Origin of the sequence: Anaeromyxobacter dehalogenans 2CP-1, assembly GCF_000022145.1 — a bacterium.
Taxonomy (GTDB): Bacteria; Myxococcota; Myxococcia; order Myxococcales; family Anaeromyxobacteraceae; genus Anaeromyxobacter; species Anaeromyxobacter dehalogenans.
In genome coordinates, this window is record NC_011891.1 from 4,541,698 (window position 1) to 4,555,509 (window position 13,812).

General features: G+C 75.0%; 11 protein-coding genes. 7 read left to right on the forward strand and 4 right to left on the reverse strand.

Annotation, left to right across the window (positions count from 1 at the left end):
* Positions 1-45: 45 nt before the first annotated feature.
* Genes A2CP1_RS20465 through A2CP1_RS20475 form a run of 3 tightly spaced genes read left to right on the forward strand, consistent with a single transcriptional unit; the run spans position 46 to position 3,863 of the window.
* On the forward strand, positions 46-1,326 hold the full coding sequence (locus A2CP1_RS20465) for a DNA recombination protein RmuC (RefSeq protein ID WP_015935108.1): 1,281 nt from the start codon (positions 46-48) through the stop codon (positions 1,324-1,326).
* 36 nt (positions 1,327-1,362) lie between these two features.
* Entirely contained in the window at positions 1,363-2,898 is a 1,536-nt protein-coding gene (locus A2CP1_RS22855) for a helix-turn-helix transcriptional regulator (protein WP_015935109.1), read from the forward strand.
* Positions 2,895-3,863, forward strand: coding sequence for a WYL domain-containing protein (locus A2CP1_RS20475; RefSeq protein ID WP_015935110.1), 969 nt, complete (start codon positions 2,895-2,897; stop codon positions 3,861-3,863). The genes A2CP1_RS22855 and A2CP1_RS20475 overlap by 4 nt, the downstream gene beginning before the upstream one ends.
* Here A2CP1_RS20475 and A2CP1_RS20480 read toward each other — a convergent pair.
* From A2CP1_RS20480 to A2CP1_RS20490, 3 genes are read right to left on the reverse strand one after another with little or no spacing between them, the layout of a single operon-like run.
* A complete protein-coding gene (locus A2CP1_RS20480) occupies positions 3,860-4,606 on the reverse strand; it encodes a lysophospholipid acyltransferase family protein (protein ID WP_245529875.1) in 747 nt (248 codons plus the stop codon). The two genes, A2CP1_RS20475 and A2CP1_RS20480, sit on opposite strands and share 4 nt — an antisense overlap.
* Before the next feature lie 26 nt (positions 4,607-4,632).
* Positions 4,633-6,108: an amidase gene (locus tag A2CP1_RS20485; RefSeq protein ID WP_015935112.1), complete on the reverse strand. Its 1,476-nt coding sequence runs from the start codon at positions 6,106-6,108 to the stop codon at positions 4,633-4,635.
* Between the two features lie 3 nt (positions 6,109-6,111).
* Positions 6,112-6,375, reverse strand: coding sequence for a hypothetical protein (locus A2CP1_RS20490; RefSeq protein WP_015935113.1), 264 nt, complete (start codon positions 6,373-6,375; stop codon positions 6,112-6,114).
* A gap of 109 nt (positions 6,376-6,484) precedes the next feature.
* Here A2CP1_RS20490 and A2CP1_RS20495 point away from each other — a divergent pair, with 109 nt between their 5' ends.
* The 3 genes from A2CP1_RS20495 (at position 6,485) to A2CP1_RS20505 (ending at position 11,265) form a co-directional block, all read left to right on the forward strand.
* The gene (locus A2CP1_RS20495) at positions 6,485-7,450 is read left to right on the forward strand and encodes a DNA-formamidopyrimidine glycosylase family protein (RefSeq protein ID WP_015935114.1); all 966 of its coding nucleotides are present in this window, start codon (positions 6,485-6,487) and stop codon (positions 7,448-7,450) included.
* Positions 7,451-7,738: 288 nt separating this feature from the next.
* A complete protein-coding gene (locus A2CP1_RS20500) occupies positions 7,739-10,054 on the forward strand; it encodes an NADP-dependent malic enzyme (protein WP_015935115.1) in 2,316 nt (771 codons plus the stop codon).
* Between the two features lie 158 nt (positions 10,055-10,212).
* Positions 10,213-11,265, forward strand: coding sequence for a homoserine dehydrogenase (locus tag A2CP1_RS20505; RefSeq protein WP_015935116.1), 1,053 nt, complete (start codon positions 10,213-10,215; stop codon positions 11,263-11,265).
* A 343-nt stretch (positions 11,266-11,608) separates the two neighbouring features.
* Here A2CP1_RS20505 and A2CP1_RS20510 read toward each other — a convergent pair whose 3' ends face one another.
* Positions 11,609-11,998 (reverse strand): DUF302 domain-containing protein, encoded by a 390-nt coding sequence (locus tag A2CP1_RS20510; protein ID WP_012528001.1) that lies wholly within the window; start codon positions 11,996-11,998, stop codon positions 11,609-11,611.
* 130 nt (positions 11,999-12,128) lie between these two features.
* On the opposite strand from A2CP1_RS20510, the gene A2CP1_RS20515 reads away from it, so the two are divergent.
* Positions 12,129-13,295, forward strand: a complete 1,167-nt coding sequence (locus tag A2CP1_RS20515; protein ID WP_015935118.1) for an NAD(P)/FAD-dependent oxidoreductase — start codon at positions 12,129-12,131, stop codon at positions 13,293-13,295.
* Positions 13,296-13,812 lie beyond the last annotated feature (517 nt).

The window sequence follows — 13,812 nt, forward strand, 5'->3', positions numbered from 1 at the left end:
GCCTCGGGGCGTACGGGCGCGCCGCATGCGCCCGGGGGAGCCCCGATGAACGCCCTCGTCCCGATCCTCGTCGCCGCGCTCGCGGTCGCCGCCGCGGTGGCGGCGCTGGTGGCGCTGGTGCCGCCGCGCGTGGCCGCGACGGTGCGCGCGCTGCTCGCCGACCGGCTCGACGCGGTCGAGCGCGCGCAGGAGCGGCTGGAGCGGACGCTGCGCGAGGAGCTGGGGCGCGGGCGCGCCGAGGCGGCGCAGGGGACGCAGCGGCTCCGCGAGGAGGTCCGCGCCTCGCTGGGCGAGTCGCTCGGCCGGATGGGCGAGGCCACCGAGCGCCGGCTCGACGCGCTGCGCGCCACGGTGGAGCAGCGGCTGAAGGTGCTGCAGGAGGAGAACGGCGCGCGCCTCGAGCAGATGCGCGCCACCGTGGACGAGAAGCTGCAGGGCACGCTCGAGAAGCGCCTGGGCGAGTCGTTCCGGCTGGTGAGCGAGCGCCTCGAGGCGGTGCAGCGCGGCCTGGGCGAGATGCAGACGCTCGCGAACGGGGTGGGCGACCTGAAGCGCGTGCTCGCGAACGTGAAGGTGCGCGGCACGTTCGGCGAGGTGCAGCTCGAGGCGCTGCTCGAGCAGCTCCTCGCGCCGGAGCAGCTCGCGAAGAACGTCGCTACGCGCCCCGGCTCGGGGGAGCGGGTCGAGTTCGCGATCCGGCTCCCCGGCCACGACGGGGCGCGCACCGAGGTGCTGCTGCCCATCGACGCGAAGTTCCCCATCGAGGACTACCAGCGCCTGGTGGACGCGTCGGAGCGCGGCGACGCCGCCCGCGTCGAGGAGGTGAGCCGCGCGCTGGAGGTGCGCGTCCGCGGCTGCGCCCGCGACATCCACGACAAGTACATCGCGCCGCCCGGCACCACCGACTTCGCGCTGCTGTACCTGCCCACCGAGGGGCTCTACGCCGAGGTGGTCCGCCGCCCCGGCCTCACCGAGGCGCTGCAGCGCGACCTCCAGGTGGTGGTGGCCGGGCCGACCACGCTCGCCGCGCTGCTCAACAGCCTGCAGATGGGCTTCCGCACGCTCGCCATCCAGAAGCGCTCGAGCGAGGTGTGGCAGGTGCTCGGCGCGGTGAAGACCGAGTTCGGCAAGTTCGGGCAGGTGATCGAGAAGGTGGACCGGAAGCTCCAGGAGGCCTCCACCACGCTCGGCACGGTCGCGACGCGCAGCCGCGCCATCCAGCGGCGGCTCCGCGACGTGGAGGCGCTCCCGGCCGTCGACGCCGCGGCGCACCTGCCCGCGATCGACCCCGCGCTCGAGCCGGTGGAGGACGACGTGCCGGCGTAGGCCGGCCCCTGTCCACCCGCGCGCGACGATGTCCCCATGCCGGCCGCGTCCACGCCGCGCCTGATACGCACCCTCGGTCACGCGCTCGTCCGCGGACGCTCCGCGCGGATCCGCGTCGCGGACGGGCTGCCCGCCGGCGCGGCGCCGCACGGGCCGGTGGACGTGCTCGCGCTCGCGTTCGACGGTGCGTGGCGCGTGGCCGCCCGGGAGCGCCCCGCCACGCTGCGCGTCCTCGCGCTCGACCGCATCGCCGCAGCCCGCGCGACCTGCCGCCGCGCCGGCCCACCGCCGCCGGACTTCGACCCGCTCGACTTCACGCGCTGCGCCTGGCTCGACGGGAGCGGCCCGGCCCGCACCGTCACCGTGCGGCTCCCCGCCGCGCTCGCCCCGCTCGCGCCGGCGCTGCTGCCCGGCGCCCGCTGCGTCCCCGGATCCGGGGACGGTGCCGTGCTCTGCCACGTGCGCACCTCGCGCCCGGACCTGCTCTCGGCGCTCACCGCCTCCCTCGGCGCCGGCCCCGCGCTAGACTGCGAGTCCATGCCGACCGCAACGACCCGGCCGCCCGCGGCCCGGACGAGCGCCCAGGCCCGGCTGCTCGGCCTCGCCACCTTCATCCTGGCGCAGCCCGGCCCGGTGTCGCGCCGGCGCATCTACGAGGCGTTCCCGGACGACTACGCCGGGAGCGCCGACGCGAAGGAGAAGAAGTTCTCGCGCGACAAGCGCGACCTCGAGCGGCTCGGCTTCGTGCTCGACCGCGAGGACGTGCCGGGCGGCGACGACCAGGTCGGCTACTTCATCGACCCGCGCGCCTCGGCGCTGCCGCCGCTGGAGCTCGCGCCGGAGGAGGCCGCGGTGGTGTGGACCGCGGGCGTGTCGGCGCTGCGCGCCTCGGATCACCCGCTACGCGACGAGCTGGAGAGCGCGCTGCGCAAGCTCCTGGTGGGCGCGAAGGGGCTCCCGCCGCGCGCCGCGGCCGTGGAGGAGCTGGCGGCGGACGGCGCGCCGGCCTCGGGCGCGCTGCTCGACAAGCTGGTGGACGCGTGGGAGCGCCGCCGCACCGTGACGCTCGAGTACCTGCGCATCGCCACCGGCGAGGTGGTCCGGCGCGACGTGGACGTGTACGGCTGGGGCCGCCGCCGGGGCGAGTGGATCTTCGCCGGCCACTGCCACCTGCGCGACGCCGAGCGCGTGTTCTACCTCTCGCGCGTGCGCGCGCTGAAGGTGAACGCGCGCCGGCGCGACCCGTACCGGATCCCGGCGACCTTCGACGTCCGGCGCTGGACCCGCCAGCAGATCTGGGACTACGACGTCCACCCGCCGCGCGAGGCGGTGATCCGCTTCCGCGGCTCGCTGGCGCGCGTGGCCGGCCAGCTCCTGCCCGCGGCGCGGCTGCGCCCCGACGCGGAGGGTGGGCGGGTGGCGCGGCTCGAGGTGCGGAACCTGCGCGGCCTGGTGCGCCAGGCGCTGGCCTGGGGTCCCGAGGCGGAGCTGCTCGAGCCGGCCGAGGGCCGGGCCATGGCGCGCGAGATGCTCGCCACGCTCGCCGCCGCGCTGGACGGGAGGTCGCCGTGAGCGAGCCGTATCTCAGGTCGCTCCGGCGGCTGCTCCTGCTGGTCCCGGTGGCGGTGCGCGCCGCGCGGCAGGGGCGCGGCGTCCCGCTCGATCGCGCCGTCGAGGTGACCGGCGCGCGCAGCGTGGCCGAGCTGGCCGCGGACGTCGAGAGCATCCGCTCGCTGTGGGTCGATCCGGAGCGCGCCGAGGACCTGGTCTCGCTGTACGTCGAGGACGGCGAGGTTCACCTCGTGTACGCGCACGAGCTGGGCCGGCCGGTGGCGCTGTCGCTCTCCGAGGGCGCGGTGCTGCTCGCCGCGCTCGCGCCGTTCGAGGAGACCGCCGGCAAGCCGGTGCGCGAGGCCAGCCGCAAGCTGCGCAAGGCCATCCCCGAGCCGCTCCGCCCCGAGGCCGAGCAGCTGGTGCGCGGCCTCGACGTGGTGCTCGCGCCCACCGGGCCCTGGGCCGGCGCGCTCGAGCAGGCCATCGCCGCGCGCGTCGAGGTGGTGCTCGACTACCGCGCGGTCGGCGACGGGGCGGTGGCGCGCCGCACGGTGGAGCCGCGCGCGCTGTTCCACCGCGACGGCCAGTGGTACCTGGCCGCCTGGAACGTGGAGAAGGCGCACGAGCACCTGTACCGGCTCGACCGGATCGCCGCGGTGACCACCGGGGCGCGGGTCTTCGGCCCGCACCGCGTCTCCCTGGCCCGCTACGCGGGGCGGCTCTACTTCGAGTCCGGCGCGGAGCGCGAGGTGACGCTCCGGCTCACCGGCGTGGCGGCCCGGGTGGCGCGCTCGAACCCGGCGCTGCGCATCCGCGAGCGCGACGACGGCTCGGTGTCGCTCGCGCAGCGGGTCACGCCCGGCAACTACCTCGCCGGCGCGGTGCTGGGCTGGGGCGGCGAGGCGACCGTGGAGGGCCCGCCGGACGTCCGCGAGGCGCTCCGGGCGCGGGTGGCCGAGCTGGCGGCGCGCTACGCCGGCTAGGCCGGCGGCAGCGTCGCCAGCGCCTCCTCGATCCGCGCGCGCACCAGGTCGCGGAGCTTCGGCGCGTCCTCCGGCTTCAGGCCCTCGACGCTCACCGGCGCGAGGATCCGCGCGGTCCCGCGGCAGGGGCGCACCCACGGGCCGCCCTTCGGCATGCCGTGCGCCGTGCCGGACACCGCCACCGGCAGCACCGGGACGCCCGCCTCGATGGCCAGGCGGAACGCGCCGGACTTGAACGGGAGCATGCGCCCCTTGGCGCTGCGCGTGCCCTCCGGGAACATCATCACGTTCATGCCGCGCGCGAGGTAGCCCTTCGCCTTGCCGAGCGCCTCGCCGCCGCTCTCCGCGTCGCCGCGGCGCACCGGGATGTCGCCCGTCATGCGCAGCATGGTGCCGACCCAGGGGATCTTGAACAGCTCCTCCTTGGCGACCCACTTCATCTCCCGCGGCATCCGCGAGAGCAGCAGGATGTCGAGCATCGACTGGTGGTTCGCGACCACCACGTACGGGCCGGCACCGGGCCAGCGGCCCTCGAGCTTGAGCCGCCAGGGCGGGAACGTCTTGGTGATGGCGACGCCCACGAAGCGCAGGAAGCGGCCGGCCACCACGCGGTTCCGGTCGAACGCGACGGTGAGCGCGAGGAGCACCGCCTGGATCGGCAGCGCCAGGGCGAGGATCAGGAGGACGAAGACGTAGCCGACGGCGGCGATCGGCACGTAGAGGGAGCGCGAGAGCTGGGGCACGGAGACCGCATCCTGCCGGGCGGACGTCATCGGATGGTCACCGGGCCGGAGAGATGCCCGCCGGCGCGGGCGGACGGCGGGGACGGGCGGGCCAGCTTCGGCCGGGCCAGGTGGTGGTCCGTGCGCGACTGGAACACCGCCGCGGCGGCCAGCACGCGCGCCTCCTCCAGCGGCGCGCCCACGAGCTGCATCGACACCGGCAGCCCGTCCACGAGGCCCATGGGCAGCGCCACCGCCGGCAGGCCGGCCAGGTTGCCGGCCGCGCCGAGGAGGTCCGGGAACGCGAACATCGCGTCGAAGTTCTCGGTCACGCGCGGCGGCGGGTACGGGAGGTTCGGCGCGAGCACGAGATCGTACCGCGCGAAGAAGCCGGCCAGCGCGCGCTGCACCTCGCCGCGCACGCGCATGGCGCGGACGTAGTCGGACGGGTTGCCCTTCGGCAGGTAGTCGTCCGGCTTGCGGGTGGCGTGGGAGCGGTCGGCGAGCTCGCGGGTGCGGCCGGAGCGGATCAGCTCCTCGAACGCGGTGGCCGCCTCCGCCTCGATGAAGAACGACGCGAGCGGCTCGTAGGGCAGGTCGGGCAGCGCCGCCGGGGTGAGGATGGCGCCGGCGTCGCGCAGCACCGCCTGTGCCGCCTCGTACGCGGCGCGCGCGCCGGGCGCGACCGCCGGCTTCTCCGGGAACCCGAGCACCGCGACGCGCAGGCCGCGCGGGATCCCGCCCCGGACCTTGCCGTTGCCGAGCCCCGGCGGCGGCGCGATCGAGGTCGGGTCGCGCGGGTCGACGCCGGAGAGCACGCCGAGCACGAGCGCGCAGTCCTCCGCGGTCCGCGCCATGGGGCCGAGCTTGTCGAGCGTGTACGAGAGCGCCATGGCGCCGGCGCGGGAGAGCACGCCGTACGTGGGACGCAGGCCGGTGACGCCGCAGAACGCGGCCGGACAGGTGATGGAGCCCCAGGTCTCCGAGCCGATCGCGAACGGCACCAGCCCGGCGGCCACGGCGGCGCCCGCCCCGGAGGACGAGCCGCCCGCCCAGCGCGTCGGATCCCAGGGCGTGCGGCAGGGCCCGTTCAGCGCCGCCTCGCCGGTGTGGTAGCCGAGGCCGCCGGCCAGCTCGATCATGGACAGCTTCCCGAGCAGCACGCCGCCCGCCTCGGCGAGCCGCCGGGCGACGGTCGCGTCGCGCTCGGGCGCCCGGTCCGCGTACGGGCGCGCGCCGAACGTCGTCCGGATCCCGGCGGTGTCCACCAGGTCCTTCAGGCCGTAGGGGACGCCGTGGAGCGGCCCGCGCCAGCGGCCGGCGACGAGGTCGGCCTCGGCGGCGCGCGCGTCGGCGAGCGCGCGATCGCGGGTCACGGTCACGAAGCAGCCCAGCGCAGGGCCGAGCGCGTCGATGCGCGCGAGGTACGCCTCGGCGAGCTCCACCGGGGAGAGCTCGCGCGCCTGGATGCGGCGCGAGAGCGCCGCCACGCCGGAGAACAGGACGTCGTCGTCGAGGGCCATGGGCTACTCGCGCGGGCGCGCCGGGGCGGCGCGGAAGACGAAGGCCGGCTCGGCGTCGGCCCGGAGCGGGAACGCCCGGATGGCACCCGTGGCCTCGTCGGGCGCGGGGGCCGGCGCCGGCGGGGCGGCCGCCGCGGCAGGCGAGGACGCGGGGCCGCCGGAGCGCGCGGTGGCGCACCCGGCCGCGACGGCGGCGGGCGCGAGCGCGAGCACGCGCAGGAAGTCGCGGCGGGGGGTGCCCTGCGGACGTCGTGGGGAGCTGGGCATGCGGCTGTCTCTAGCAGATTTCGGGGGCGCGGCGGGGCGGCGGTGCCCGGTCGGGCGGGGGGGCGGAGACGGCCTGGCCGCGCGGGCCGCGCCGGGGCAGGATCCCGGGGTGCCGGAGCTGCCGGACATCGAGGTGTACGTCGAGGCGCTCGCGGCGCGGGTGCTGGGTCAGCCGCTGGAGCGCATCCGGCTGGGGAACCCCTTCCTGCTCCGCTCCGCAGACCCGCCGCTCGCGGAGGCGGAGGGGCGGCGCGTCGCCGCGGTGCGCCGGCAGGGCAAGCGCCTCGTCCTGGCGCTCGACGGCGACCTCCACCTGGCGCTGCACCTCATGATCGCGGGCCGGCTGCACTGGAAGGACCCCGGCGCGCGGCTCCCGGGGAAGGCGGGGCTGGCGGCGTTCGACTTCCCCAACGGCACGCTGGTCCTCACCGAGGCCGGCACGAAGCGGCGCGCCGCGCTCCACCTGGTGCGCGGCGCCGCGGCGCTCGCCGCGCTGGACCGCGGCGGCATCGAGCCGCTCGACGTGGACCTCGCCGCGTTCGCCGCCGCGCTCCGGCGCGAGAACCACACGCTGAAGCGCGCGCTGACGGATCCCTCGCTCTTCTCCGGCATCGGCAACGCCTACTCGGACGAGATCCTGCACCGGGCCCGCCTGTCGCCGGTCGCGCTGACGTCGCGGCTCGGCGACGCAGAGGTGGCGCGCCTGTTCGAGGCCACGCGCGAGGTGCTGACCGGCTGGACGGCGCGGCTCCGCGAGGAGGCGGGGAGCGGCTTCCCCGAGGGCGTCACCGCGTTCCGCGAGGGAATGGCCGTGCACGGACGGCACCGCCAGCCGTGCCCGGTGTGCGGCACCGCGGTGCAGCGGATCGTGCGCGCGGAGAACGAGGTGAACTACTGCCCGCGCTGCCAGACCGGCGGGCAGATCCTCTCGGACCGCTCCCTCGCCCGCCTGCTGAAGCACGACTGGCCACGGACGGTGGACGAGCTGGAGCGCAACCCGGCGCTCGGCCTCCGGCCCGCGCCGGGGCCGGCCGGGCCGCGATCCAGGGGGCCGCCGCGCCGTTCGTCGCGCTGACGCCCCGCGCCTGCGTCGAGTCCCACGCGCACGGTGCCACGCGCGCGACGCACCCGTGGACCGGAAGGCGACGGCCCGTCCGTGCGGAAGTGCCTGCAATCTGGTGGGGGCGGCTGCGCCCGAGACGCACTGCGGCAATGTGTCGGCGCACCTCGGGCGATGCGGGGTGCGGCATATTGCAAAAGATGCACCAATTGATCTGCGTCTCATTGACAGCGGATTTATTTTGGGATTTCCTCTTCGCCCCAATTCAAGCTCGTCGACTCCTACCGCCGCACCGAGGAGATCATGGCCTCCGACTTCACGCCCCCGCAGAACCCGCCCTCGTCGCCCGTTCCCAAGAAGAAGATCCGCCGGGAGGACGCGCTCGCGTACCACTCGTCCGGCCGCAGGGGGAAGATCGAGGTCGTCCCCACCAAGCCGTGCGCCACCGCGCGCGATCTCGCGCTCGCCTACAGCCCGGGCGTGGCCGAGCCGTGCCTCGAGATCGAGAAGGATCCCGACGCTTCGTACCTCTACACGGCGCGTGGAAACCTGGTCGCGGTGGTCTCCAACGGGACCGCGGTGCTCGGCCTCGGCAACATCGGGCCCGCCGCCGGCAAGCCGGTGATGGAGGGCAAGGGCGTCCTCTTCAAGAAGTTCGCCGACGTGGACGTGTTCGACATCAACGTGGACGCGCTCGAGATCGACAAGTTCTGCACGGTGGTGAAGGCGCTCGAGCCCACCTTCGGCGGCATCAACCTCGAGGACATCAAGGCGCCGGAGTGCTTCGTCATCGAGGCGCGCCTGAAGAAGGAGATGCAGATCCCGGTCTTCCACGACGACCAGCACGGCACCGCCATCATCTCCGGCGCGGCCCTGCTGAACGCGCTGGAGCTGGCCGGCAAGAAGATCGGCGACGTGCGCGTGGTGGTCTCCGGCGCCGGCGCGTCCGCCATCGCCTGCACCAAGTTCTACCTGACGCTCGGCGTGCGGCGCGAGAACGTCGTCATGGTGGACACGAAGGGCGTCATCTACCGCGGGCGCACCGAGGGCATGAACGAGTGGAAGGCGGAGTTCGCGGCCGACACCAAGGCCCGCACGCTCGCCGACGCGCTGAAGGGCGCGGACGTGCTGCTGGGCTGCTCCACCAAGGGGATGGTCGCGCAGGAGATGGTCCGCTCGATGGCGAAGGACCCCATCGTCTTCGCGCTCGCCAACCCGGATCCCGAGATCGACTACCCGGAGGCGAAGGCCGCGCGCGAGGACGTCATCATGGCGACCGGGCGCTCCGACTTCCCGAACCAGGTCAACAACGTCCTCGGCTTCCCGTACATCTTCCGCGGCGCGCTCGACGTCCGCGCCAAGGCCATCACCGAGGACATGAAGATGGCGGCGGCGAAGGCGCTCGCCGAGCTGGCCAAGCAGGACGTGCCGGACTCGGTGTCGCGCGCCTACGCCGGCGAGAAGTTCCGCTTCGGCCGCGACTACATCATCCCGAAGCCGCTCGACCCGCGCGTGCTGCTCTGGGTCGCCCCGGCCGTGGCACAGGCCGCCATCGACGGCGGCGTGGCCCGCGTGAAGCTCGACATGGACGAGTACCGCGACCGGCTGCGCAAGATGCAGAGCCGCTCGCACCAGGTGATGGGCTCCATCTTCACCAAGGCGAAGAAGAAGCTCGCCCGGATCGTGTTCCCGGAGGGCCACCACCCGAAGATCCAGCAGGCCGCCGAGATCCTCCGCGAGGAGGCGATCTGCGAGCCGGTGCTGCTCGGGCCGGTGGAGGCGATCCGCCGCTCCATCGCGGACCAGCGGCTCGACGACCTCGACGGCGTGACCATCATCGACCCGATGGACAGCCCCGAGTTCGCGCGCTACGTGGCGCGGTACTGGGAGCTGCGCCAGCGCCGCGGCATCACGGTGGAGGAGGCGCGCCGCCGCATCCGCACGCGCAACTACTTCGGCGCGGTCATGCTCGAGCTGGGCGAGGTGGACGGGCTCGTCACCGGCCTCACCAGCGGCTACGCCGACGCGGTCCGCCCCTCGCTCGAGGTGGTGCGCACCCGCGCCGGCAAGCGCGCGGCCGGCGTGTACATCGTGGTCACGAAGCACGACTTCAAGTTCTTCGCCGACTGCACCGTGAACATCGACCCGGACGCCGACGAGCTGGCCGAGATCGCCATCACCACCAGCGACCTGGCCCGCTACTTCGAGGTGACGCCGCGGGTGGCGATGCTCTCCTACTCGACGTTCGGGTCCGCCGGCGGCGGCAGCCCGCAGAAGATGCGCGACGCCGCGGCGCTGGTCCGCCAGCGCCGTCCGGACCTGGAGGTCGAGGGCGAGATCCAGGTCGCGATCGCGACCAACGGCGACGTCCGCGTGCCCGAGTTCCCGTTCTCGACGCTCAAGGAGGACGCGAACGTGTTCGTCTTCCCGAACCTCGACTCGGCCAACATCGCCTACCAGCTGCTCGAGAACGTGGGCGGCGCCGAGGTCATCGGGCCGGTGCTGCTCGGCATGCACAAGCCGGTGAACTGCCTGCAGATGGGCTGCTCGGTGCAGTCGATCGTGAACCTGGCCGCGATCACGGCGCTGCGCGCGCAGGGCGATCAGTTCCTGTTCTGATCTGACGGGGCTGCGCGCCGCCCCACCCTGCTGCGCGGGCCCCGTGACCTCGTGCGCCCGCCTTGGCGGGCTCGCACGAGGTCCCCGCGGGCGCGGCTTCGCCGCGCGCTCGAGAGCACATTGACAGGCGGGGGAGGGCCGGACCACCCTCCCCCGCCATGTCCCGCGCCGCCCCCCGCCCGCTCCGCCTCGCGCTCGCCGGCTTCGGCAACGTCGGCCGGACCTTCGCCGAGCTGCTCCCTGGTCCGTACGGCCGCGCGCTCCGCGCCGAGGGCGCGGCGCCTGTCGTCACCGCCATCTTCACGAACCGTCACGGGGCCGCGATCGATCCGCGCGGGCTGCCGCTCCGGCGCGCGCTGCGGCTGGTGCGCGCCGGCGGCTCGCTCGACGCGCTCCACCGCGGGCCGCCGGTCGCCTCGGCGCTCGACCTCGTCCGCCGCGCGCCGGCCGACGTGCTGGTGGAGCTGACCCCCCTCGCGCCCACCACCGGCGAGCCGGCCATCTCGCTGGCCCGCGCCGCGCTGGGGCGCGGGCTGCACGTGGTGACCGCGAACAAGGGGCCGGTGGCGCACGCCCGCGCGCGGCTGGCGCGCCTCGCGGCACGGAACGGCGTGCGCTTCCTGCACGAGGGCGCCGTGCTCGACGGGACGCCGGTGTTCAACCTGGTGGAGCGTTGCCTGCCCGGCGCGCGGATCCTCGGCTTCCGCGGCCTGCTCAACAGCACCACCACCCGCGTCCTCGCCGGCATGGAGGCCGGGGCGAGCTTCGAGGCGGCGCTCGCCGACGCGCAGCGCGCCGGCGTGGCGGAGGCCGACCCGCGGCACGACCTCGAGGGCTGGGACGCGGCGGTGAAGGCCTGCGCGCTCGCGAACGCGCTCATGGGCGCGGACGTGCGGCCCGCCGCCGTCGAGCGCCGGGGCATCACCGGCCTCGGCCCCGAGGACGTCCGCGCCGCCCGCGGGCGCGGGGCGGTGCTCCGCCTCGTCGCCCGGGCGCGGCGCGACGGCCGCGCGGTGCGGGTGAGCGTGGGGCCGGAGGAGGTCGCGGACGGCGACGTGCTCGTCTCGCGGGGCGCCGACGGCGTGCTCGTGCTCGAGACCGACCTCATGCGCGAGATCGGCATCTGGGAGGGCGCCGGCGGGGTGGACCAGACCGCCTACGCGATCCTGTCCGACCTGGTGGCGATCGCCCGCGGGCGCCGGCGCCGCTGATCGCGCCGGCTCAGCAGCGCGGCGCAGGACCGCCGGGGCCCTCGCCGTCCTGCGGCTCGCCGTCCTGCGTGCCGGCCCCGGACCGGGGCCGCTGCGGCACCGCTCAGGTAGGCACGCCCATGCGCGGCAGGATCACGAACTGCATCAGGAACCAGAGCGCGGCGACGGCGGCGAAGGCGAGGAGATCGTTCATGTGGACCGTCGTGGGAGCCGGGGCCCCGCCGAAAGGGTTCACTCCCCCGCCCGTAGTTCGACGCGCTCACCACGCGCGGGGCCGGGATGGCTGGCTCACACGAGCGGGACTCCCGACCGCTCGTCCTGAGGGCGGCGGAGGGCGAGCCCCTTACCCGACCTGCTCCAGCACGCGCGCCAGCCGCGCGCGCACCTCGCTCGCGATCGGCGCCAGCTCCGGCCGCGCGGCGGCGATGGTCTGCATGGGGTCGACGGAGGTCACCACCGCCTTGCCGTCGTCGCCCTCGTACACCACCACGTTGCAGGGGAGCATGACGCCCAGGTCCACCACGGCCGAGAGCGCCTGGTGCGCGAGCGTGGGGTTGCAGGCGCCGAGGATCCTGTACTTGCGGAAGTCCAGGCCGAGCTTGGCCTTCAGCGTCTCCTTCACGTCGATCTGCGTCAGGATCCCGAAGCCCTCCGCCTTGAGCAGCTCCGGCAGCTTCTCCAGCGCCTGCTCGTAGGTCCAGGACGACGGCTTCTTCATTCCGAGCTGGGACATCGTCTCGATTCTCCTTTCGCGGTGCGAGCCTCCCACCCCGGCGCCGGTTCGTCCGCGCCCCCGAAGGAATCCCGCGCTCGCGGCGTGGCTCTGACGACCGAGAGGCCGATCGCCGGCCGGGAGGACGCCCATGGGGAAGCGAGCACTGGTGCTGGGCGGCGGCTTCGCCGGCCTGGAGAGCGCGGTCCGGCTGCGCGCGCGCGGCTTCGAGGTCACGCTGGTCTCCGACCGGCCCTACCTGTTCATCCACCCCACCTCGATCTGGATCCCGACCGGCGAGCTGGCGTTCGACGACGCCTGCCTGGACCTCGCCGGCGTGGCCGCGCGCCGCGGGTTCGAGCTGCGCGTCGGGAAGGTCGAGGAGATCGAGGGCGCCTCCCGGCGGGCGAAGGTGGACGGGCGCCGGCTCGCCGCCGACCACCTGGTGGTCGCGCTCGGCGCCTCCCGGCTCCGGCCGGAGGGGGTCGAGCACACGGTGACGCTCGGCGGGGACCCCGCCGCCGCCACCTCGTTCCGCATGGCGCTGGAGGCGCTGCTCGCGCGAGGCCGCGGGCGCATCGCGGTCGGCTTCGGCGGGAACCCCAAGGCGCCCTCGGCGGTGCGCGGGGGCCCGGCGTTCGAGGTGGGGTTCAACCTCGACGCGCTCCTGCGCCGGCGCGGCCTGCGCGACCGGTTCGAGCTGACGTTCTTCGCGCCCATGGCGCGGCCCGGCGAGCGCATGGGCGCGAAGGCGGTGGAGGCCGTGGGGCGGATGCTGGCGCGCCAGGGCATCGCCGCCCGCACCGGCCGGAAGATCCTGTCCTTCGACGCGGGCGGGGTGGCGCTGGAGGGCGGCGAGCGCATCGACGCCGACCTGGTCGCGTTCCTCCCGGCAGGCGATGGGCACCCGCTCGCGAGGGCGTCCGACCTGCCGCTCGACGAGGCCGGCTTCGTGCGCGTGGACTCGGGCTGCGCCGTCCCCGGGATGCCGGGGGTGTGGGCGGTCGGCGACGTGGCCGCGCTGGAGGGGCCGGCGTGGCGCGCGAAGCAGGGACACCTGGCGCAGGCGATGGCGCGGGTCGCCGCGGACAACGCCGCCTCCTGCGAGGCGGGCGGTGCGCCGTGCGCGAGCTACCTCGGGCACCTCGCGATCGTGTGCCTGATGGACACCGGCACCGGCGGCGCGCTGGTGTACCGGGATGATCGGACGGAGCGCCTGGTGCCGCTGCCGGTGGTGGGCCACTGGATGAAGAAGGCGTGGGGACGGTACTTCAAGGCGGAGCGGCGCGGGGTGGTGCCGAGGTTTCCGGGGATGTAGGGGGGGGCTGGCTTTGAGGGTGCGGAGTTCGGAAGCTCGCTCGTGGTGAGCTTGTCGAAGCACGGGCGGGGGGCGGTTCTGAAGCCGCTCGTGGTGAGTTGGTGTCGCTCGTGGTGAGTTGGTGTCCGCTCGTGGTGAGTTGGTGTCGCTCGTGGTGAGTTGGTGTCCGCTCGTGGTGAGCTTGTCGAACCAACGGGCGGGGGTGCGGTTCTGAAAGGCGCTCGTGGTGAGTTGGTGTCCGCGCGTGGTGAGCTTGTCGAACCAACGGGCGGGGGGCTTTGAGGGTGCGGGGGCGGTCGGGGGCGGGGCTGCCTGACCGGAACCGGGGGCGGCGGGGATCGGCTTGCGAGAGGCTCGTGGGTGAGGCGCGGGGCGCAGGGCGCGGGGCGGGCCGGGCGAATCACCGTTAGTGAACGGCTGCTTGCGGCCCAACGGGAACGACCTTCGCGCTTGACGGGGTCGGGGCGGGGAGCGGCTTGCGCGAGCGGAATGGCTGGGGCGCAGGGCTCTGGGGCGT

Excerpts from the sequence above, each read along its gene's own strand:
- A2CP1_RS20465 (WP_015935108.1), top strand. The coding sequence starts at position 46 with ATGAACGCCCTCGTCCCGATCCTCGTCGCCGCGCTCGCGGTCGCCGCC.
- A2CP1_RS22855 (WP_015935109.1), top strand. The coding sequence starts at position 1,363 with ATGCCGGCCGCGTCCACGCCGCGCCTGATACGCACCCTCGGTCACGCG.
- A2CP1_RS20485 (WP_015935112.1), bottom strand. The coding sequence starts at position 6,108 with ATGGCCCTCGACGACGACGTCCTGTTCTCCGGCGTGGCGGCGCTCTCG.
- A2CP1_RS20490 (WP_015935113.1), bottom strand. The coding sequence starts at position 6,375 with ATGCCCAGCTCCCCACGACGTCCGCAGGGCACCCCCCGCCGCGACTTC.
- A2CP1_RS20500 (WP_015935115.1), top strand. The coding sequence starts at position 7,739 with ATGGCCTCCGACTTCACGCCCCCGCAGAACCCGCCCTCGTCGCCCGTT.
- A2CP1_RS20505 (WP_015935116.1), top strand. The coding sequence starts at position 10,213 with ATGTCCCGCGCCGCCCCCCGCCCGCTCCGCCTCGCGCTCGCCGGCTTC.
- A2CP1_RS20510 (WP_012528001.1), bottom strand. The coding sequence starts at position 11,998 with ATGTCCCAGCTCGGAATGAAGAAGCCGTCGTCCTGGACCTACGAGCAG.
- A2CP1_RS20515 (WP_015935118.1), top strand. The coding sequence starts at position 12,129 with ATGGGGAAGCGAGCACTGGTGCTGGGCGGCGGCTTCGCCGGCCTGGAG.